Source organism: Streptomyces sp. NPDC033221 (assembly GCF_055577005.1).
Genome location: NZ_JBVIQN010000031.1, coordinates 83,775 through 103,632 on the forward strand (window position 1 = coordinate 83,775; position 19,858 = coordinate 103,632).

Here is a 19,858-nt window from a genome sequence, read left to right on the forward strand (position 1 = left end):
GGACCGGGATCAGTCGTGGGAGTGCAGAGGCTTGCCGGCCAGGGCCAGGTGGGCCTCGCCGAGCGCCTCGTTCTGCGTCGGGTGCGCGTGGATGAGCTGCGCAACCTCGGCCGGCAGGGCTTCCCAGTTGTAGACCAGCTGGGCCTCGCCGACCTGCTCGCCCATACGGTCACCGACCATGTGGACGCCGACCACGGCACCGTCCTTGACCTGGACGAGCTTGATCTCGCCCGCGGTCTTGAGGATCTTGCTCTTGCCGTTGCCCGCGAGGTTGTACTTCAGAGCGACGACCTTGTCGGCACCGTACAGCTCCTTGGCCTTCGCCTCGGTGATACCCACCGAAGCGACCTCGGGGTGGCAGTACGTCACGCGCGGCACGCCGTCGTAGTCGATCGGCACGGTCTTGAGACCGGCCAGCCGCTCCGCCACCAGGATGCCCTCGGCGAAGCCGACGTGCGCGAGCTGGAGGGTGGGGACGAGGTCACCGACGGCCGAGATCGTCGGCACGTTGGTCTGCATGTACTCGTCGACCAGGACGTAGCCGCGGTCCATGGCGACCCCGGCCTCCTCGTAGCCCAGGCCCTGGGAGACCGGGCCGCGGCCGATGGCGACCAGCAGCACCTCGGCCTCGAAGGTCTTGCCGTCGGCCAGCGTGACCTTGACGCCGTCCTGGGTGTACTCGGCCTTGTCGAAGAAGGTGCCGAGGTTGAACTTGATGCCGCGCTTGCGGAAGGCCCGCTCCAGCAGCTTGGAGCTGTTCTCGTCCTCGACCGGGACGAGGTGCTTCAGGCCCTCGACGATGGTCACGTCGGTGCCGAAGGACTTCCACGCGGAGGCGAACTCGACGCCGATGACGCCGCCGCCCAGCACGATCGCGGACTTCGGCACGCGGTCCAGCTTCAGCGCGTGGTCCGAGGAGATGATGCGGTCGCCGTCGATGGTCAGGCCCGGCAGGGACTTCGGCACGGAGCCGGTCGCCAGCAGGACGTGGCGGCCCTGGACGCGCTGGCCGTTGACGTCGACGGAGGTGGGGGAGGACAGCCGGCCCTCACCCTCGATGTAGGTCACCTTGCGGGAGGCGACCAGGCCCTGCAACCCCTTGTACAGGCCCGAGACGACCTCGTCCTTGTACTTGTGGACGCCCTCGATGTCGATGCCTTCGAGGGTGGCCTTGACACCGAACTGCGCGGCTTCGCGGGCCTGGTCCGCGATCTCGCCGGCGTGCAGCAGGGCCTTGGTGGGGATGCAGCCGTTGTGCAGGCAGGTGCCGCCGAGCTTGTTCTTCTCGATCAGGGCGACGTCCAGGCCCAGCTGCGCCCCGCGCAGGGCAGCGGCGTAACCGCCGCTACCGCCTCCGAGGATCACTAGGTCGAAAACGGTGCTGGCGTCGTTCGCCACGTCACGTCCTCCATGCATGGGTACGCCGGAGCCGGTCGTCGGTGACCGGGCGGCGGCTGTTGATCGGCCGCTGGTTGGTTCGGCCCTGGGTAAGGGGGGCCCTGTCCTGCCAAGAACCCATCTTCGCACTTGTTGAACGCGGGCGGGACGGCGGGCCGGGCTGCGGGGCGGCTCGATGGCCGTTCCGGGGGGTTGCGCGTGCGGTTACCCAGGCGTACGGGCGTACGGATTTCGTCGAGGGCGAACACGCGGGTACGGCCCCGGGCGCCGGGCCCGGGGCCGTACTAACAAAGCGGGAGCAACCGCGACAGGATCAGCCGAGGTCGCCGTCCGCGGTGCGCTCGGCCAGCCGCACCAGGGTGCGGACCGCGGAGCCGGTGCCGCCCTTGGGGGTGTAGCCGAAGGGCGCGCTCTCGTGGAAGGCCGGGCCGGCGATGTCCAGGTGTGCCCAGGTGATGCCCTCGCCCACGAACTCCTGGAGGAAGACGCCGGCCAGCAGGCCGCCGCCGGCCCGCTCGCCGATGTTCTTCAGGTCGGCGATCGGGGAGTCCATGGTCCGGCGCAGCTCGGACGGCATCGGCATCGGCCAGGACGGCTCGCCGGCCTCCTCCGCGATCTCGTGCAGGCTGGCGCGGAACGCGTCGTCGTTGGCCATGATCCCGAAGGTCCGGTTGCCCAGCGCCAGCACCATCGCGCCGGTCAGCGTCGCGACGTCCACGATGGCGTCCGGCTGCTCCTCCGAGGCGCGGGTCAGCGCGTCGGCCAGCACCAGGCGGCCCTCGGCGTCGGTGTTCAGCACCTCGACGGTCTTGCCGTTGTACATGGTCAGCACGTCGCCGGGGCGCATCGCGTTGCCCGACGGCATGTTCTCGGCGAGCGCCAGCCAGCCGGTGACGTTGACGGCGAGGCCCAGCCGGGCGGCGGCCACGACCGCGGCGAACACCGCGGCGGCGCCGCTCATGTCGCACTTCATGGTCTCGTTGTAGCCGGCCGGCTTCAGGGAGATGCCGCCCGAGTCGTAGGTGATGCCCTTGCCGACGAGCGCCAGGGTCTTTTCGGCCTTCGGGTGGGTGTAGGCGACCCGCACCAGCCGCGGCGGGTTCTCCGAGCCCTGCCCGACGCCCGTCAGGCCGCCGTAGCCGCCCTTCTTCAGGGCCTTCTCGTCCAGCACCTCGACCTTGAGGCCGAACTCCTTCGCGGCGGCCTGGGCCTGCGCGGCGAAGCTCTTCGGGGTGAGGTCGTTGGAGGGGGTGTTGATCAGGTCGCGGGCGCGGTTGACCTCGGCGGCCAGCGTCCCGGCGCGCTCGGTGGCGGCCTTGAAGGCCTTGTCGCGCGGCTTGCCGCCGAGGAGGGCGATCTCGGCGAGCGGTGCCTTGCCGTTGCCTTCGGCCTTCTTGGTTCCGCGGGCGGTCTTCGCGGCGTCGCTGCGGTACGCGGTGAAGGTGTACGCGCCGAGCAGCGCGCCCTCGGCGACCGCCGCGGCGGGACCGGCGTCCCCGGCGGGCAGCGCGAAGCCGGCCTTCTTGGTGCCGGCCAGGGCGCGGGCTGCGGAGCCGGCGGCGCGGCGCAGCACCTCGGGGTCGTACTCCTCGTCCTCGGCCGGGGCGTCGCCCAGTCCGACCGCCAGCACGACCGCGGCCTTGAGGCCGGTGGCGGGCAGCTTGGTGACCTCGCCCTCGGCACCGCTCGCGCCGAGGGTCTCCAGGACGGCGGCGAGCCCGCCGTCGAACGCCTTGTCCACGGCTTCGGCGCCGGGGGCCAGTACGACGCCCTTGGCGCCCTTGGCCACGCCGACGACAACGGTGTCCGCACGCAACGTCGCGGCGGAGGATGTGCTGAGGGTCAGTGCAGTCACGGTGATGAGAGTCCTGTTCCGTCCGGGTGTCCGTTCGCGCACGAGGGCGCTGCTGCGGCTGAGCCTACGCTCGGGGGCGCCGCCCGTAACCGCTTGCTGCCGTATCGGCCTGGACTGTCACATCCGTACCACCCGTCCCAGTGGCCCCAACGCCTCCTGGTGTCCATGGAGTTGCCGGTTCCGCGGCGGGACGGCCCGGCCCGGATGCCGGACCCCGCCGTCAATTCCCCTGCGCCGAATGAGGCGTGCGTCACAGTCGTGGCGACAGTGGGATAGACGGTCGTCAACCTTCGCATGATGTGCACGAGCCTGCCCGGTACCACGTCCGGAAGCAGGGGGGACTTCCGGGGGGAAGGGACTGCGCCCATGGGCAGCAACAACACGCCGGCCGTCGGACCGGCCAAGGTCTTCACCGCGCTCGCCGCGGCGGTGATCACGGCACTGCCACTGGCGGTGAGCGCACCCGCCGCGCAGGCGGCCGTGCCCGCCGCGGCGGACCAGGCGCCACGCATCGACCTGCGCGTCCTGGTCGTGAGCGACGGCGGTGAGTCCACCGACGCCATCGTCGCGGAACTGCGCGGCCAGGGCGTCCCGTACACCACCGTCGACCTGACGGCCCCCGGCCGCCCGGTGATCGACGCGGCCTTCCTCAGCGACACGGTGGACGGCCGGCCACGCGCCAAATTCCAGGGCGTCGTCCTGCCGAACGACAGCCCGTTCGGCACGGACGCCTCCACGGAGCTGGCCGCCCTGAAGGCGTACGAGACCACGTACAAGATCCCGCAGGTGGACGCGTACACCTACGCGCGGCCCGACGTCGGCCTGCGCACCCCCGACGACGGCGGATACGCCGGGGTGCTGGACGGCTTCGCCACCCACACCACCGCCGCCGGCAAGGCGGGCCCCTTCGGCTACCTCAAGGGCGCGGTGCCCTTCGAGAACGCCGACCCGCAGGTCTCCGAGAGCTACGGCTACCTCGCCCAGCCGCTCGCCAACCCGCCCGCCGGCGCCACGTTCACGTCGTATCTGGACGCGGCGGTGCCCGGCACGTCCGCGCGCGGCACCCTGGTCGGCGAGTACGCCCGCGACGGCCGCCGCGAACTGGTCGTCACCTTCGCGCAGAACCGTTACCAGCAGCAGTTCCGGCTACTCGCCCGCGGCATCGTGGACTGGCTCACCCAGGGCGTCCACCTCGGTCAGAGCCGCAACTACTTCTCCGTCCAGGTCGACGACATCTTCGCCCCCGACGCCCGCTGGGACGTGCAGAACAACTGCACCCCCGGCGACTTCGACTGCCCCTCCGGTGTCCCGGACACCACACCGATCCGGATGGACGAGGCGGACGCCGCGTACGCCGCCCAGTGGCAGCGCGACCGCGGCTACCGGCTCGACATGGTCTACAACGCCGGCTCCGGCGAGGAGTGGAAGGCGGAGCACGGCGGGGTGGACGCGATGGCCGACCGGCTGGTCGCCGACAGGGCCGAGTACCGCTGGGTCAACCACACCTACACCCATCCCTTCCTCGGCTGTGTCCAGGACACCTCGGCCGTGCCCTGGCGCTGCGCCAAGGACTGGTTCGGCAACACCCGGTGGACCAGCCGCAGCGAGATCACCGCCGAGATCGAGAAGAACCACGCCTGGGGCGTGGCCAAGGGCCTGGACGTGGACCCCGGGGAACTGGTCACCGGCGAGCACTCCGGCCTGAAGTCCCTGCCGCAGCAGCCGCAGGACAACCCCAACCTGGCGCCCGCGCTCGCCGCCACCGGCGTCAAGTGGCTGGCGAGCGACAACTCGCGGGAGTCCGCGCAGCGGCCCGCCGGTACGGCGCTGACCGTGCCGCGCTACCCGATGAACGTGTACTACAACGTGGGCAAGGCGGCCGAAGAGGTCGACGAGTACAACTGGATCTACACGAGCAAGGCCGACGGCGGCAGCGGGATCTGCGAGACCGACCCCAACTCCACCTGCATGTCCGGACCGTTGCCGACGTCCACCGGCTACGCCTCGTACATCGTCCCGCAGGAGGCGCGGACCGCTCTCGGGCATGCTCTGGCCAACGATCCGCGCCCGCACTACCTCCACCAGTCCAACCTCGCCGAGGACCGGATCGCCTACCCGGTTCTGGACAAAGTTCTGGCCGACTATCGGGGGTTCTTCGAGGACGACACCCCCGTCGTCAACCAGCGCCACCGGGACATCGGACGCGAGATGCAGCAGCGTGCGGCCTGGCAGAAGGCCCTGGACGCCGGTTCGGTGACGGCATACAGAATTGGCGGCGTTGTCACCATCACGTCGCCGTCCGGGGTGGCCGCTGCGGCTACGATGCCCGACGGAACCAGAACAGAACTCTCCAACGGGACCGCGGAATTCGGCGAGAGGTATGCCGGACGGGTATCGGAGTGGGCCACAGCGCAGTCGCCCGGAGCGGCCATCACGCTCAAGCTCCCGACGGCCGCCTGACGCGTTCCCCGCACCGCCCGGTCCGCACGACCGACCGGGCGGGCGGGGACCGGGCGGCGGGTGTCCGCCGCGTACCGCCACCGCCGGCACCGATGTCCCGCACTGCTCCCTGCCCGCCCGCCGGCACGCCACCACCCCTGACGGTGCACGGCACCCGCACCCGCGCACCCGCAGCACAACTCTTCGTACGCAGCTCCCGCACCGATGCACCCGATCACCGTACGGAACCACCGCGCCCGCACCGGCGTACCGGTGTACGACGGCGTACCCGGGCACCTGGACCGACGCGCAGGTACGGACGCGTCCGCACAGGTGTCCCGTGGCTGTGCCCGCACACCGGCACGGCCCACCGCACCCCCGTCCCCGTTCCCCGGGCGCGCCCCGCAGCCCCATGCGTCCCCACAGCCCCATGCGTGCCCACAGCTCAGCACCCACGTTCCGCACATCAGCACGTGCCCGTCCCCGCACCACCGCACGCGCCCACCGCACCAGGCCGGCACGGCCGCCGGCCGCACGACGCGCCCGCACGGTGTCCGCAGCACCCGTGCCCGCGTGCTCCGTACCGCTCCACCCAGCACCTATTTCCCGGGGGGAATTTCGCCATGAACGCAACCCTGTACGAGGTCGGCAGCCGAAGTCGGCAGGCCGGTGACGCGCCACCGCCCGGCAGGCATGTCACCATGCTCACCGAAGGCACCTACCCGCACGTCCACGGCGGCGTCTCCACCTGGTGCGACCAGCTCGTACGGGGTATGCCCGAAGTCCGCTTCAACGTCATCGCGCTCACCGGCAGCGGCCGTGAACCGGTGACCTGGGACCTGCCCGACAACGTCTACGCGCGCTCCTCCGTCCCCATGTGGGGCCCGCCGCCGGGCCGGCGCACCGCCGGGCTGTTCCGCGGGCGCGAGCGACGCCGCTTCATCGACATCTACGAGCGCTTCCTGCTGTCCATGCTGGACCCGCAGTCCTGCACCGACTTCGGCACCGAGCTGTACGCCCTGGCCGCGCTCGCCCGCGAAGGGCGCCTCAGCGCCGCGCTGCGCACCGAGTCCGCGCTGCGCTCCCTGATGTGGATCTGGACCCTGCCGCACGTCGCCACGCGCGCCGCCGAGCCCACCGTGCACGACGCGCTGACCGCCACCGACCTGCTGGAACACGCGCTGCGTCCGCTGTCCGTACGCGTACCGGAGGACAGTGTCGCGCACGCGGTCAGCAACGGCCTGGCCTGCCTGCCCGCGCTGGCCGCGAAGAAGTTCGACGACGTACCGTTTCTGCTCACCGAGCACGGCATCTACCTGCGCGAGCGCTACCTCGGCTACCGCCGCGACGCCCAGCGCTGGCCCGTCAAGGCCCTGATGCTCGGCTTCTACCGGCAGCTCACGGTCGAGAGCTACCGGGCCGCCGACCTCATCACACCGTGCAACAAGTACAACAAGCGCTGGGAAGAGCGCGGCGGCACCCCGCCCGAGAAGATCCGCACCGTCTACAACGGCGTCGACGTCCAGCTCTTCCCGCACGCCGAACAGGAGCCGGACGCGCCCACCCTGAGCTGGGCCGGACGCATCGACCCCATCAAGGACCTGGAAACCCTCATCCGTGCCTACGCGCTGTGCCGCGCCGAGGTCCCCGACCTGCGGCTGCGGCTGTTCGGCGGCGTACCGGCCGGCGGCGAGGCGTACAAGACCCGCTGCGAGAAGCTGGCCGCCTCGCTCGGCGTGACCGACGGGATCGGCTGGGAAGGGCGCATCGACGACGTGGCCCGCGCCTACGCCGCCGGCAGCATCGTCATGCTCTCCAGCATCTCCGAAGGCTTCCCCTTCAGCCTCATAGAGGCCATGTCCTGCGGCCGGTCCACCGTCTCGACCGACGTCGGCGGGGTACGCGAGGCGGTCGGCGACACCGGGCTCGTCGTACCGCCGCGCGAACCGGAAGCGATGGCCAAAGCCACCCTGGAACTGCTCAAGGGCGGCTGGGAGAAGCGCGCCGAACTCGGCAGCCGGGCCCGGCAGCGGGTCATCGACCAGTTCACCCTGCGCCGCTCCGTCGACGGCTTCCGCACCATCTACCGCGAACTCGACGGCGCCGGCCGGCCGGCCGAGGAGCAGCCGCAGGACGAGTGGACCCTCCAGCTCCGCGGCCCCTGGACCGCACCCCTCGCCGCCGACGGGGCCGGCTGGTGAGCGGATCCCTGTGGCTGGTGCCGGGGGAGGGCGGCAAGGACCGGGCGGACGACCTGCCGGACATACCGCGGCCCCCGCGCCCGCACTGGGCCGCGCCCGACCCGGTCGACGAACTCGCCGCCCGCATGGGCGACCTGATCGCCGCCGCCGTGCACCCCGACGAGATCGCCGCCATCATCGAGTCCGACGGCATGAGCGACGACCAGATCAAACTCGCCTACGGGCGCGAGAACTCCTTCGCCCTCGCCGAGGAACTGTACGAGCGGGTGCCCCGCCGCTACCCCGAACCGGACCGCGCGAGCACCGACCCCTGGCGGGTCGGCCTGCTCGGCTGCCTGCTGCGCGCCGTGGTCTTCGCCCTGCCCGGACTCGCCTACGTCGTCGGCTCCCACCTGCTGACCGGCCCGCCGGACGCCCGCGGACTGCCCGCAGGAACGATGCCGCTGCTCGCGGGCGCCCTGGCCGGCTGGGTCTGGAACCAGGCCCTCGCCCACCGCGCGTACTCCTGGCTCGGCCTGGGCGCGCGGTGGCCCGCGGCCCGCGCCCTCGCCGTCGGCGCGCCGCTCGGCGCGCTGGCCGGCGCGGCCGTCGCCTGGATCGTCGGCACCGCCGACGCGGACGCGCCCGGCTCGGTGGCCTTCGCCGCGGGCCAGGCGGCCTACCTCGGCGCGGCCACCACCCTGCTCGTCTTCGGCCGCGAACGGTGGCTGCTGTGCGCGCTGGCCCCGGTCGCGCTCGGCGCCGCGCTGATGGCGGTGTACGTGCCGCCGGACGCCGTACGGAACGCCCTGCTCGTCCTGTCACTCGGCGCGGCCGTCGCGCTGGCCGCCGTCACCGTCCTGCGCTGCCGCCGCGAGCGCGAGCCCGGGCAGGACGGGCCGGCTCCACGGGCCGTGGCCTCCCTGCCGTACGGGCTCTTCGGCCTCGCCATCGGGGTGCTGGTGCTGCTCACGGCGCTCGGCGACGTCCTGCGGTACGGGGCCCACGCCGAGGTCGCCGCGCCCGCCGCGGTGGCCCTCACGCTCAGCATGGGCCCGGCCGAATGGCTGCTGTACCGCTACCGCAGCCGGGCCGTCGCCGGGCTGCGCGCCAGCACCACCCCCGCCGGGTTCTGGCGCGCCACCTCCGGCGCACTGGCCCGGTGCCTGCTCTCCTACCTCGCCGTACTCGCCCTGCTCGGCGGCGTCGGCAGCCTGCTGTGGCGGCAGGGACCGCCGATGGACGCGGCACACGCTTTGGGCCTGCTGTGCCTGGGCACGGTGCTGTGGACCGCGCTGCTCCTCCAGGCGTTCGGGGCGGTGCCGGTCGCGGCGGCGGTGTGCGGCCTGGCCGCGGCCGTTCAGACCACGGTCCTGGTGACCGGGCCGCTCTCCCCGGCCGTCACCCAGCTGACGGTCTGCGGCGCCGCAGCGCTGGTCCTGGCCGCCGTGGGCTCCGCGCTGCTGGGACGGGTCACGGCGCACCGCTGAGGCCGGCGGCGGGTCCGGGACCCGACCCACCCGAACCCTCTCCCCGCCCTCCCCTTGGCCGGTATCCGACGCCGGGTCCGCGTACCGTCACCCACCCTCGTATCCTCAGCATCTCGCCCCATTTCCGACAGGAGCCCCGAAACATGACCCGGCCGTCCTCGGGGCAGCCCCGTCCGCCCTCCCGCCAGTTGCTGGTCCCGCTCTACGAGCACCCGGCCGAACGCCCCGACGCCTGGCGGCGGCTGGTCGCTGCGGCACCCGACCTGTACGGCGTGGTGCTCAACCCGGCCAACGGCCCGGGCACCGCCCCCGATCCGCACTTCGCCGAGGTCGCCGGACAGCTTCGGGCCGCGGGCGTACGGCTCCTCGGTTACGCCGACACCGATTACGGCCGCCGCCCGCACGCCGCCGTCGTCCAGGACCTGCTGCGGCACCGCGACTGGTACGAGGCCGACGGCGCCTTCTTCGACCAGGCCGCGTCCCACCCCGAACTCCTCACGCACTACAGCCGCCTGACGGTCGCCGCGCGCGCCGCCGGAGCCCGGACCGTCGTCCTCAACCACGGCGTCCACCCGCACCCCCGCTACCTCGACTTCGCCGACCTCCTGGTCACCTTCGAGAACAGCTGGGCCGCGTACGAGGACGCCGAGATCCCGCCGTGGACCGCTCACCACCCGCCCGAACGGTTCTGCCACCTCATCCACGGCCTCCCCGAGACCTGCGCGGAGACCGCCGCCGAGCTGGTCAGGCAGCGCGGGGCCGCCGTGCACTGCGCCGTCCCCGGAACCGCACCGCACCCCTGGGACGCCCTTCCGCCCTACCTGGAGACCCCCCGATGAACCCCCCGCACCACCGCAAGAGACTCCTGCTCCTCCTCGGCACACTCCTGCTCGTCAGCACCGCTTGCTCACAGATCCCGTCGGACCCGGACGACAAGCCCGGCCACAGCGCGAGCCCCGGCACCGGCAGCCCGAGCAGCCCCGGTACGCCCAGCACCCCCAGCGGCAAGCCGCGCCCCATCTGGCACCCGAAGCCGGGCATCGACTGGCAGTGGCAGCTCACCGGAAAGCTCGACCTCTCCGTGGACGCCCCCGTCTACGACATCGACGGCTTCAACCAGAAGGCGTCCACCGTCGCCGACCTCCACCAGCGCGGCCGCAAGGTCATCTGCTACGTCAGCGTCGGTGCCTACGAGGACTTCCGCCCCGACGCGCGCCACTTTCCCAAGGACGTCATCGGCGAGGAGAACGGCTGGGAGGGCGAGAAGTGGCTCGACATCCGCCGCCTGGACGTCCTGCGCCCGCTGATGGCCAAGCGCTTCGACATGTGCCGCGACAAGGGCTTCGACGCGGTCGAGCCGGACAACGTCGACGGTTACAAGAATGACACCGGCTTCGACCTGACGGCCGACCACCAGCTCGCCTTCAACCGCATGATCGCCAAGCTGGCCCACGACCGCGGCATGTCCGTCGGCCTCAAGAACGACCTCGACCAGATCCCCCAGCTCGTCGGCGACTTCGACTTCGCCGTCAACGAGCAGTGCGCCCAGTACGACGAGTGCGCCACCATGACCCCGTTCATCAAGGCGGGCAAGGCCGTCTTCCACGTCGAATACGAACTCCAGACGTCCCGCTTCTGCCGCAACTCCGAGCGCCTGGGCCTCAGCTCCCTGCAGAAGCGCCTCCATCTGGACGCGTGGCGCCAGGCCTGCTGACACCCGGGGTCCGGCCCCTGATGGCTACGGGGGCCTCGCCGTGCCCGTCACCCCAGCGCCAGCACCACCGCCGCCGCCAGGCCCGTCGTTTCCGCGATGGCGCCGAAGACGTCGCCGGTGATGCCGCCGAAGCGGCGGCGGCAGCGGCGGAGGGTCGCTTCGCCTGTGGCGAGGGCAAGGAGGGCGGCCAAGGCGCTGTGGAGGGCGCCCGGCAAGCCCGTGTGGGTGCCGAGGGCGGCGGCGAGGGTGAGGACGGCGGCGGCGGTGGCGGCTGCTGCGGGGAGCGGTACCGTGCCTGCCACCGCGGCGCCGAGGCCGTCCGGGCGGGCCGGGGGGACGCCGGGGCGGGCGGCGAGGGTGAGGGCACAGCGGGTGGTGACGGCCGCGATGACGGCGGCCGCGGCTCCGTCGGCCCAGCCGCGTTCGTACAGGTGAGTGAGGGCGGCGACCTGGGCCAGCAGGGTGAAGAGCAGGGTGATCACGCCGAACGGGCCGATGTCGGACTGCTTCATGATGCGCAGCGCGTCCTCGGCGGGCTTGCCGCTGCCCAGGCCGTCGGCGGTGTCGGCGAGGCCGTCCAGGTGGAGGCCGCGGGTGAGGACGGCGGGTACGGCGGTGGTGGCGACGGCGGCGAGGAGGGGGCCGCTGTGCAGGAGGAGGAGCAGGGTGCCGAGGGCTGCGGAGGCCAGGCCGATCACCAGGCCCGCCACCGGCGCGCAGAGCATGCCGCCGCGGGCGGCCGGCCGGTCCCAGCGGCGGAGCCGTACCGGCAGCACGGTCAGGGTGCCGAAGGCGAAGCGCATGGCGTCCCCGAGGGTGGGGGAAGGCGAGGGGCCGGAGGGGGCGGCTGCGTCGTTCATCGCGGCAGGCTAACCCGGCCGTCCTTGACCGTACGGCGCTAAATTGCCCCTATACGCGACAAACGGGGAGTACGTGGCATGGGTCACTGGTGGTTCCGCAACATCATCGAGCCGGGCAAGCTCCCGCTGCTGCTCGCGCTCGTCTCCTTCGTGCTGACCTTTGCCGTGACGCGGGTGATCACCCGGCTGATCCGGGCCGGGAAGGGGCCCTTCCGGAACATCTCGCCCGGCGGGCTGCACGTCCACCACGTCGTGCCGGGGGTGGTGCTCATGGTGGTCGGCGGCTTCACCGCCCTGGCCGGCGGGCGGCACGGGTACGGGTCGGGGATGGCGGCGGTGCTGTTCGGGATGGGCGTCGGGCTGGTGCTGGACGAGTTCGCGCTGATCCTGCACCTGGACGATGTGTACTGGAGCGAGCAGGGCACCAAGAGCGTGGAGATCGTGATCGTCACGGCCGCGCTGGTGGCGCTGATCCTGAGCGGCGCCCTGCCGTTCGGGGTGAACGAGCTGGAACCGGACGAGCTGCACAGCCGCTTCCGGGTGGTGCGGACGGTGGGGATCAACTTCCTGTTCGCGCTGGTGGCGCTCTTCAAGGGCAAGGGCCGGATGGCGGTGATCGGGGTGTTCGTACCGTTCGTCGCGCTGTTCGGGGCCGTCCGGCTGGCCCGGCCCAACTCACCGTGGGCGAAACGGTTCTACCGGCGGCGCCCCAAGGCCCGTGCCAAGGCGAAGGTCCGTGCCTTCCGGCACGACCGGCGCTGGAACGGGCTGCGCCGCCGGGTGAACCACGTCATCGGCGGGACGCCGACGCATTGAGGGGCCGCGTGCCGGGCGGACGAGCGCCCGGCACGCGGCTCAGCCGGCGGCCCGCACCTGCTGCTCGTCCCGCGGCTTGCGGCGCCGGTGCAGCACCTCCCACACCCCGCACAGCGCCAGCACCGCCACGACCGCGGCGATGTGCTCCCGGCCCGCCAGGTTGTTCTTGATGAACACCACCTCGTAGACCATCGCCAGCACCACCAGTGCGCACGTGAACCACGCCCTATAGACCCAGCACACGAAGATGCCGAGGCCGACCACGGCCGCCGAGGGGCCGGTGTCGTGGACGAAGGCGTCGGTCGGCGGGAGGCCGAGGGGATGGTCGGGGCCGAGCCAGATGCCGATCCGCGCGTACATCGTCCCGGCGAGCGTGGCCGCGTACGCGATCAGCAGCGTCCGGCCCCGGCCCAGGCAGATCTCGCAGATGCCGAAGACCAGCAGGAGCTGCGCCAGCGCGCCCCACACCGGCAGGTCCAGCGCGGGCACGAACAGCGACAGCGGCGTACGCAGCAGCGCCAGCCACAGGTGCTCGTCGGCCTGCACGGAACCGATGTTCTGGACGAACTGGTAGCCCCAGGACTGGTTCTGGACGATCTGGAAGAGGGAGGTGAGCAGGACGGCGGCGATGGTCATGGGGATCGCCGGCAGTTTCTTCGTACGGAGGCCGGACCACACGGTCCGGGCCAGCAGGCCCCACTCGGCACGCACGGCGCGGCGCAGGACCGGCTCGCTCATCTCTTGGTCTCCAGGTGTTTGCGGTTGAGCCACTTCGGCAGGCCGGGGGCCTCCAGGAACCCCTCGGCGCGGGCCGCGGCGATGCCGATGCGCAGCAGGTCGGTGCTCTTTTCGAAGAGCATGTACCGGGGCTCCCAGATGGGCCGGTATTTCGCGTTGGCGCGATAGAGCGATTCGATCTGCCACCACCGGGAGAAGAAGCTGAGCAGCGAGCGCCACAGGCGCAGCACCGGACCCGCGCCGAGCCGCGAACCGCGTTCGAAGACGGAGCGGAACATCGCGAAGTTCAGTGAGACCTGCGTGACGTCCACCTCTTTCGCCCGCTGGACCATTTCCAGCACCATGAACTCCATCAGCCCGTTCTCGGAATCCCGGTCGCGGCGCATCAGGTCCAGCGACAGCCCCTTGGCGCCCCACGGCACGAAGCTGAGCAGCGCGCGCAGCTCACCGTCGGCGTCGGTGCATTCGAGCATCACGCAGCGCCCGTCGCCGGGGTCGCCGAGCCGGCCCAGCGCCATGGAGAAACCGCGCTCGGTCTCGCCGTCGCGCCAGTCGTCGGCCAGCTGCAGCAGCCGGTCCATCTCGGCCTCGGGGATGTCCTCGTGGCGGCGGATGCGGACGGTGTAACCGGCCCGCTTGACGCGGTTGTACGCCTGCCGGACGGTGCGCATGGCGCGGCCCTCCAGCGTGAACTCCCCGGTGTCGACGATCGCCTCGTCGCCCAGCTCCAGCGCGTCCAGGCCGTGCCGGGCGTAGATCGTGCCGCCCTCCTCACTGGCGCCCATCACGGCCGGTGCCCAGCCGTGCGAGCGGGCCTCGGCGAGCCACAGGTCGATGGCGCCGGGCCATGCCTCCGGGTCGCCGATCGGGTCGGCGGAGGCGAGCGAGACCCCGCCGACGACGCGGTAGGTGACGGCGGCCTTGCCGGTGGGGGACCAGATGACGCTCTTGTCACGGCGCAGCGCGAAGTAGCCCAGCGAGTCCCGGTCACCCTGGCGCGCCAGCAGGCCGCGCAGCCGCTCCTCGTCCTCGGTGGTGATCGGGTCGGTGCTGCGTACGGAGCGGAACGCGGCCCACAGCACGAGCAGCAGCAGGACGGTGCTCATGACGTTGATGGCGACGTTGGCCCAGTTCGGCGTGGCGATGCCGGGGAAGCGGTCCTCGTCGGCGGCGATGGAGACCAGCCGCATGACGCCGTAGCGCCAGCGGTCCGGGAACGACGCGTGGTGGCCGTCGTGGGCGGTGTTGGCGACGGTGACCAGGAACGCCGCGAGCAGCGAGGTGACCAGCAGGCCGCCGAGCGCGACGGCCGCGGCCAGCTTGGGGTTGGAGCGGTCGCCCTTGGCGTAGAACTCTTTCCTGCCCATGAGCAGCGAGACGACGAACAGCAGCGTCACGACGAAGGAGAACCAGTTCTGCCCGTGCTGCCGGAACTCCGGCGCGGCCACCATCGCGAACGCGAACAGCGCGAGGAAGAGCCCGGACAGGATCAGGTTCAGTATCCACGCGGCGCGTTTGCGGCGTCGCATGGTGACCGCGAGGAACAGCGAGAAGACGCCGGCCGCGAAACCCGCGGTGAGCAGGTACGGGGTGAAGAACTCATCGACGTTGTGCCGGCGGATGTCCTGTCCGAACGACACCCACACGGCGCTGAGGAAATTGATGAAGGTGACGGCGCGCAGATACCAGACGGCGTACGCGGCACCGCGCTGTGACCACCGACCGCGGCTGCGGTCCTCATCCGGGCTCAAACGGACTACTCCCATAAAACTTGATCATATGGGGGCGTCGTCGATGCCCGGATCCGTTGGAATCCGGCCGATTCACAGAGCCGCGGCCGTCGCCGGCCGGCGTCCCTCAGTCGCGTACGGGCAGGTCTGCCGCCAGGGCCGCGGCCGCCTGCACCAGTGGCAGAGCGAGCAGCGATCCCGTCCCCTCGCCAGCAGTGACGCCGTGATCGAGCAAAGGGTTGAGCGCGATCCGGTCCAGTGCCTTCGCCTGCGCCGGCTCGCCGCTGACCTGCCCGGCCAGCCACCAGTCCGGCGCCCGGAACGCCACCCGCTGCGCCACCAGCGCACACGCCGCCGAGACCACCCCGTCCAGGATCACCGGAGTACGCCGGACCGCGCTCTGCAGCAGGAACCCGGTGATCGCGGCCAGGTCGGCGCCCCCGGTGGCGGCCAGCAGCTCCAACTGGTCGCCGAGGACCGGCCGGGCCCGGCGCAGCGCGTCACGGATCGCCGCGCACTTGCGCATCCACGCCAGATCGTCGATGCCCGCGCCGCCGCGCCCGGTGACCACCGATGCGTCGGTGCCGCACAGCGCGGCGATCAGCGCGCTGGCCGGGGTGGTGCCGCCCACGCTCAGGTCGCCGAGCGCGACCAGGTCCGTACCGGCGTCCGCCTCCTCGTCGGCGACCGCCATACCCGCCCGGAAGGCCCGCTCGGCCTCTTCGGGCGTCAGCGCGTCCTCGATGTCGATACGTCCCGAACCGCGCCGCACCCGGTGCCGGGTGACGTCCTCCGGCAGCTCCGCCGGGTCGCAGTCCACCGCTATGTCCACGACCCGCACCGGGACCCCGGCCCGACGCGCGAGGACCGCCGCCGGACTGGCCCCCTCCAGCACGTCCTGGACGAGCTTCCGCGTCGTACCGGCCGGGCGGCCCGAGACGTCCAGCGACGCCACCCCGTGATCGCCCGCGAAGAGCACCGCGCGCGGCCGCTCGATCGGCCGCACCGGAACCTGCTGCTGCGCGGCGGCCAGCCACTCACCCAGGTCGTCCAGCCGCCCCAGGGCCCCCGGCGGCACCGCCAGCCGCTGCCGGCGCTCCTCGGCATCGCGGCGCGCACCGCCGTCGGGGCGCTCGATCAGGTGGGCGAAGTCATCGAGGTTCAGGGCGCTCATTCGGCGCAGATTACCGGGAACGGTGCCCGGCGGCCTGCTCCGGGTCGGCCGGGGCGCCGCCGGAGCCGGGAGCCCCGGCGGCTCGGCGGGCGCCGCCGGGGCCGGGGCCCGGGGCGGTCCGGCGCGTGCCGAAACGGATCTCGGTGACCGTGCGGGCGGGGGTGTGCAGCAGCGGTACGTGCTCCCGCCACCGCGCCAGGTATCCGGTGAGGGGCCCGCGGCCGGGAGGCGGCACCTCGCGCACGGCGACGATGTTCGGGTGCGCGCTCGCCACCTTGGGCCGGTCGGCGGCGTTCAAGCCCCAGCGCAGCGACGGAGCGCTGGACGCCGCCCGTACGCCCGTACGCGGCCGCTCCCGGCCCGCACACCAGCGGGGCACCGCGTCGAAGACCAGCGCGCCGCCCGGAAAACGCTCCGCGCACACCGCGAACAGGGCACGCACCTCGGGCGGCCGCAGGAACATCAGCAGCCCGCGCGCGGTCACCACGACCCCGCGCTCCGGCACGCGGACCGCGTCCAGCCAGCCGGGGTCGGTCACCGGACACGCGAGCGTCCGCCGCCGGGGCCCGTCCGGCAGCAGCATCCGGCGGACCGCGGCGGTCTCCGGCGGCTCCACGGCCAGCCAGTCCAGCCGCCCGTCGTCCAGCCGCCAGAAGGCGGCGCTGCCCGGGCCCTCGCCGAGCGCGACGACCGTGGCGTGCGGGTGCCGCCGTACATAGGCGCGCACGGCGGCGTCGAAGCGGCGCGACGTGCTGGTCACCGGGCCATCCGTAACGGTCACACGCCAAGATCACCCGCCCCCGCGGGCGCGGGCAAGAGGACACGGGCGCGGCCCGGCGCGTGTCATCCGCGCAGCGCAAGCGCCTGCCCGGCGACGACCAGCAGGACGTGTTCGCACTCGGCGCCGAACATCGCGTTCAGCCGCCCCAGTTCGTCCCGGAAGCGGCGGCCGGACGCGGTCGCCGGCACCACCCCCGAACCGACCTCGTTGCTCACCGCGACCACCGGACGCCGGGTGCCGCGCACCGCCGCGACCAGCTCGTCCACCCGCGCGCGCAGCTCCCGCTCACCGCCCGCCGCCCACTTCTCGTCGTCCCACGCGCCGACCTCGTCCATGGCGTGCGTCAGCCACAGGGCGAGGCAGTCGATGAGCAGGGGCGAGTCGTCCGGGGCGGGCAGCGCGGCGGGCCCGCCCGGCCAGTCCTGCGGACGGTCCTCGGGCCGGGCGCCGCCGTCCAGCAGCGGCAGCAGGTCACAGGTCTCCGTCGTACGCCAGGACGCCGGTCGGCGCTCGCGGTGGGCCGAGACCCGCGCGGTCCACTCCGTGTCCCCGTCCCGGGTGCCGCCGGTCGCGACGTACAGGACGTCGGGGAAGGCGGCCAGCCGCCGCTCGGCCTCCGCCGACTTGCCGCTGCGCGCGCCGCCCAGCACCAGCGTGCGGCGCGGCAGGTCGGGCACCGCGTGGTACTCGCCGACCAGCAGCGACGTGCCGTCCGGCACGGTACGGGCGCCCGCGGCGGCCAGCCGCCGGTGCAGCTCGGGGCCGGGCGGCACGGTGTGGTCCAGGTGGACGCCCAGGACGTCGGTCGCCGCGTCCACCGCGCCGCTCGCGCGCAGCCGCGCCAGCGCGTCGGGCCGCCCCAGGACGTCGAGCAGCACCATGTCGTACGGGCGGCTGCCCCGGCCGTGCCCCTCGCCCTCGACCGCACCGGCCGGCGCGGCGCCCGGCGGCAGGTACAGCAGCCGCTCGCCTTCGGCGCCGCCGACCTCGTAGCCGGTGCCCGGCACGTCCACGGCGACGGCCCGCACCCGGTGCCCGTCCAGCAGCGCCAGCTCCCGGCCGTCCGCGACCCGTCCGGGTTGCGGCAGCCCGGCGGGCACCTCCATGGCGGGCCCGTCGTGCGGGTGCGAGAGCAGCACCTGCCGTACGGCGGTGAGCGAGTGCCCGGCGCGGGCGGCCGCGAAGGCCGGGCCCGGCGTCAGGTCCAGGAGCAGTGCCCCGTCGACGAGCAGCGCGGTGGCCGCCCGAGCCTCGTCGCCGACGGCGGAGGCACAGGCGGCGCAGGGGCAGCCGGGGCGCGGCAGCCCGCGGGGGGCTCCGGTGCCGAGGAGAGTCAGTTCCACCCGCCGATTTTCTCCCGCCCGCGCCGAGCAAGCGCGCGGGGGCCCGTCTCGACACGGCCGTTAGGCTGCGGAACAGCACGTACGCGGGACGTACGCCGCGCGTTCGCGGGGAATACGCCGCTCGTACGGCGCTCGCACGGGGGACAGGAGCAGGGCGGCACCGCGGCGCGCCGTGGTGCGGCAGCGGTACGCGAACCAGCAGGCACTCGGTGGGACCCAGGAGGCGGACATGGCGTGGATGTGGCGGTTCGAGAAGGCCGACGGTACGGAGACGGAGCCCGTGGTGCAGCCGGAGGACTTCACCACCCAGGGGGACGCGGAGTCCTGGATCGGCGAGGTGTGGAAGGACCTCCTCGAAGGGGGCGCCGACAAGGTGACGCTCTTCGAGGACGGAACCGAGATCTACCAGATGAGCCTGCACGCCGACGCGGGCTGAGCCGCGGAACGGCGCCGGCCGGGCCGGACCCGGCCGGCGCCCCGACGGACGTTCCAGGGCCTGGGGGATGTCCTGATCAGGCCCGGGGCGGGGATTCCTTGACCGCTCACCACGCCACACGTGCCTGTCCGTGGGTCTCCGCACCCTCGCGGCCAGGGAGAATCACCGGAAGCTCTGCGGCTTCCCATGCCTCAAGGCCGCCCGCTACGTTGTAGACGGAGGACCGGCCCGCGCGGATCGCCTGCGCGCCGCCTTGCACGCTGCGGGTGCCCGTGCGGCATAGGAAGGCCAGCGGGCCGTCGGGCAGATCCGACAGCGAAGCAGGCAACGTGCCGAGCGCGGCGTGGACGGCGCCGGCCGGGTGGCGCGCTGCCCATTCATCGTCCTCCCGGACATCGACCAGCGTGAGTTTCCCGTCCACGACGCGACGGTGTGCCTCGGCAGGGGACAGGTCGGCGGGCGGGTGAGCGCCGCCGGAGCTCAGGCTCTGTGGCGTGGCGGGCAGGACCGTCCGGACCGCCTCGTAGTTCGAGGCATGGGCGACGGCTATCTGTTGTCCCATCATCGGGCAGACCTTCATCGCCTCTTCCCAGTGAGCGGTGGACTCCCATTCCGCCACATTGACGAGAGGGAAAGTGCTCCCCGGAACGATCGTGCGGAACATGTAGGTCCGGATGAAACCGGGTTGAGCGGCCATCACCATCGCCGCGTCCTGCCAGGCGTCGAGATATGAGCTTTCCTTCTCCTTGCCGATCTCGATCGGAATGATGACGACATGGCGATTTTCCATCTACTGCCTCCTCCGCTCTGCAAGGCGATTGCGCCTTCGGCCGTGCTGCTTTCTGGTTGCAGATTGCGCACGCGCACTGCGGAGCGGCAAGCAGAATTGCTGAACTGGCAAGTG

The 19,858-nt window shown here is 72.6% G+C and carries 16 protein-coding genes; 7 read left to right on the forward strand and 9 right to left on the reverse strand.

The window, feature by feature from the left end; genetic code table 11:
• Window positions 1–9: 9 nt before the first annotated feature.
• A complete protein-coding gene (gene lpdA, locus ACZ53K_RS31925) occupies window positions 10–1,398 on the reverse strand; it encodes a dihydrolipoyl dehydrogenase (protein ID WP_468843494.1) in 1,389 nt (462 codons plus the stop codon).
• A gap of 313 nt (window positions 1,399–1,711) precedes the next feature.
• Window positions 1,712–3,253: a leucyl aminopeptidase gene (locus tag ACZ53K_RS31930; protein ID WP_468843497.1), complete on the reverse strand. Its 1,542-nt coding sequence runs from the start codon at window positions 3,251–3,253 to the stop codon at window positions 1,712–1,714.
• Window positions 3,254–3,619: 366 nt separating this feature from the next.
• Here ACZ53K_RS31930 and ACZ53K_RS31935 point away from each other — a divergent pair, with 366 nt between their 5' ends.
• From ACZ53K_RS31935 to ACZ53K_RS31955, 5 genes are all read left to right on the forward strand, one after another.
• Window positions 3,620–5,713, forward strand: coding sequence for a hypothetical protein (locus ACZ53K_RS31935; RefSeq protein WP_468843500.1), 2,094 nt, complete (start codon window positions 3,620–3,622; stop codon window positions 5,711–5,713).
• A gap of 602 nt (window positions 5,714–6,315) precedes the next feature.
• Complete coding sequence (gene pelF, locus ACZ53K_RS31940) at window positions 6,316–7,893, forward strand: GT4 family glycosyltransferase PelF (RefSeq protein ID WP_468843502.1); 1,578 nt, start codon at window positions 6,316–6,318, stop codon at window positions 7,891–7,893.
• Window positions 7,890–9,362, forward strand: a complete 1,473-nt coding sequence (locus tag ACZ53K_RS31945; protein WP_468843505.1) for a hypothetical protein — start codon at window positions 7,890–7,892, stop codon at window positions 9,360–9,362. Before pelF ends, ACZ53K_RS31945 begins: the two co-directional genes overlap by 4 nt.
• 143 nt (window positions 9,363–9,505) lie before the next feature.
• A complete protein-coding gene (locus ACZ53K_RS31950) occupies window positions 9,506–10,201 on the forward strand; it encodes a spherulation-specific family 4 protein (RefSeq protein ID WP_468843507.1) in 696 nt (231 codons plus the stop codon).
• The gene (locus ACZ53K_RS31955) at window positions 10,198–11,076 is read left to right on the forward strand and encodes an endo alpha-1,4 polygalactosaminidase (protein WP_468843509.1); all 879 of its coding nucleotides are present in this window, start codon (window positions 10,198–10,200) and stop codon (window positions 11,074–11,076) included. Before ACZ53K_RS31950 ends, ACZ53K_RS31955 begins: the two co-directional genes overlap by 4 nt.
• Before the next feature lie 47 nt (window positions 11,077–11,123).
• Here ACZ53K_RS31955 and ACZ53K_RS31960 read toward each other — a convergent pair whose 3' ends face one another.
• Window positions 11,124–11,936, reverse strand: coding sequence for an adenosylcobinamide-GDP ribazoletransferase (locus ACZ53K_RS31960; RefSeq protein WP_468843511.1), 813 nt, complete (start codon window positions 11,934–11,936; stop codon window positions 11,124–11,126).
• A 78-nt stretch (window positions 11,937–12,014) separates the two neighbouring features.
• On the opposite strand from ACZ53K_RS31960, the gene ACZ53K_RS31965 reads away from it, so the two are divergent.
• The gene (locus ACZ53K_RS31965; protein ID WP_468843514.1) at window positions 12,015–12,752 is read left to right on the forward strand and encodes a hypothetical protein; all 738 of its coding nucleotides are present in this window, start codon (window positions 12,015–12,017) and stop codon (window positions 12,750–12,752) included.
• 39 nt (window positions 12,753–12,791) lie between these two features.
• Here the strand turns inward: ACZ53K_RS31965 and ACZ53K_RS31970 are convergent, their stop codons facing one another.
• The 5 genes from ACZ53K_RS31970 to ACZ53K_RS31990 all read right to left on the reverse strand — a co-directional run bounded on the left by ACZ53K_RS31970 (window position 12,792) and on the right by ACZ53K_RS31990 (window position 18,518).
• The gene (locus ACZ53K_RS31970) at window positions 12,792–13,490 is read right to left on the reverse strand and encodes a hypothetical protein (protein ID WP_468843516.1); all 699 of its coding nucleotides are present in this window, start codon (window positions 13,488–13,490) and stop codon (window positions 12,792–12,794) included.
• A complete protein-coding gene (locus tag ACZ53K_RS31975; RefSeq protein ID WP_468843518.1) occupies window positions 13,487–15,256 on the reverse strand; it encodes a phosphatidylglycerol lysyltransferase domain-containing protein in 1,770 nt (589 codons plus the stop codon). The genes ACZ53K_RS31970 and ACZ53K_RS31975 overlap by 4 nt, the downstream gene beginning before the upstream one ends.
• A gap of 91 nt (window positions 15,257–15,347) precedes the next feature.
• Window positions 15,348–16,394: a nicotinate-nucleotide--dimethylbenzimidazole phosphoribosyltransferase gene (gene cobT, locus ACZ53K_RS31980; RefSeq protein WP_468843521.1), complete on the reverse strand. Its 1,047-nt coding sequence runs from the start codon at window positions 16,392–16,394 to the stop codon at window positions 15,348–15,350.
• A 10-nt stretch (window positions 16,395–16,404) separates the two neighbouring features.
• Window positions 16,405–17,154, reverse strand: coding sequence for a class I SAM-dependent methyltransferase (locus tag ACZ53K_RS31985; protein WP_468843524.1), 750 nt, complete (start codon window positions 17,152–17,154; stop codon window positions 16,405–16,407).
• An 83-nt stretch (window positions 17,155–17,237) separates the two neighbouring features.
• Window positions 17,238–18,518, reverse strand: coding sequence for a bifunctional adenosylcobinamide kinase/adenosylcobinamide-phosphate guanylyltransferase (locus ACZ53K_RS31990; protein WP_468843527.1), 1,281 nt, complete (start codon window positions 18,516–18,518; stop codon window positions 17,238–17,240).
• Window positions 18,519–18,747: 229 nt separating this feature from the next.
• On the opposite strand from ACZ53K_RS31990, the gene ACZ53K_RS31995 reads away from it, so the two are divergent.
• Window positions 18,748–18,954, forward strand: coding sequence for a hypothetical protein (locus tag ACZ53K_RS31995; protein ID WP_468843530.1), 207 nt, complete (start codon window positions 18,748–18,750; stop codon window positions 18,952–18,954).
• A 106-nt stretch (window positions 18,955–19,060) separates the two neighbouring features.
• Here ACZ53K_RS31995 and ACZ53K_RS32000 read toward each other — a convergent pair whose 3' ends face one another.
• Window positions 19,061–19,744 (reverse strand): rhodanese-like domain-containing protein, encoded by a 684-nt coding sequence (locus tag ACZ53K_RS32000; RefSeq protein WP_468843533.1) that lies wholly within the window; start codon window positions 19,742–19,744, stop codon window positions 19,061–19,063.
• Between the last annotated feature and the right edge of the window lie 114 nt (window positions 19,745–19,858).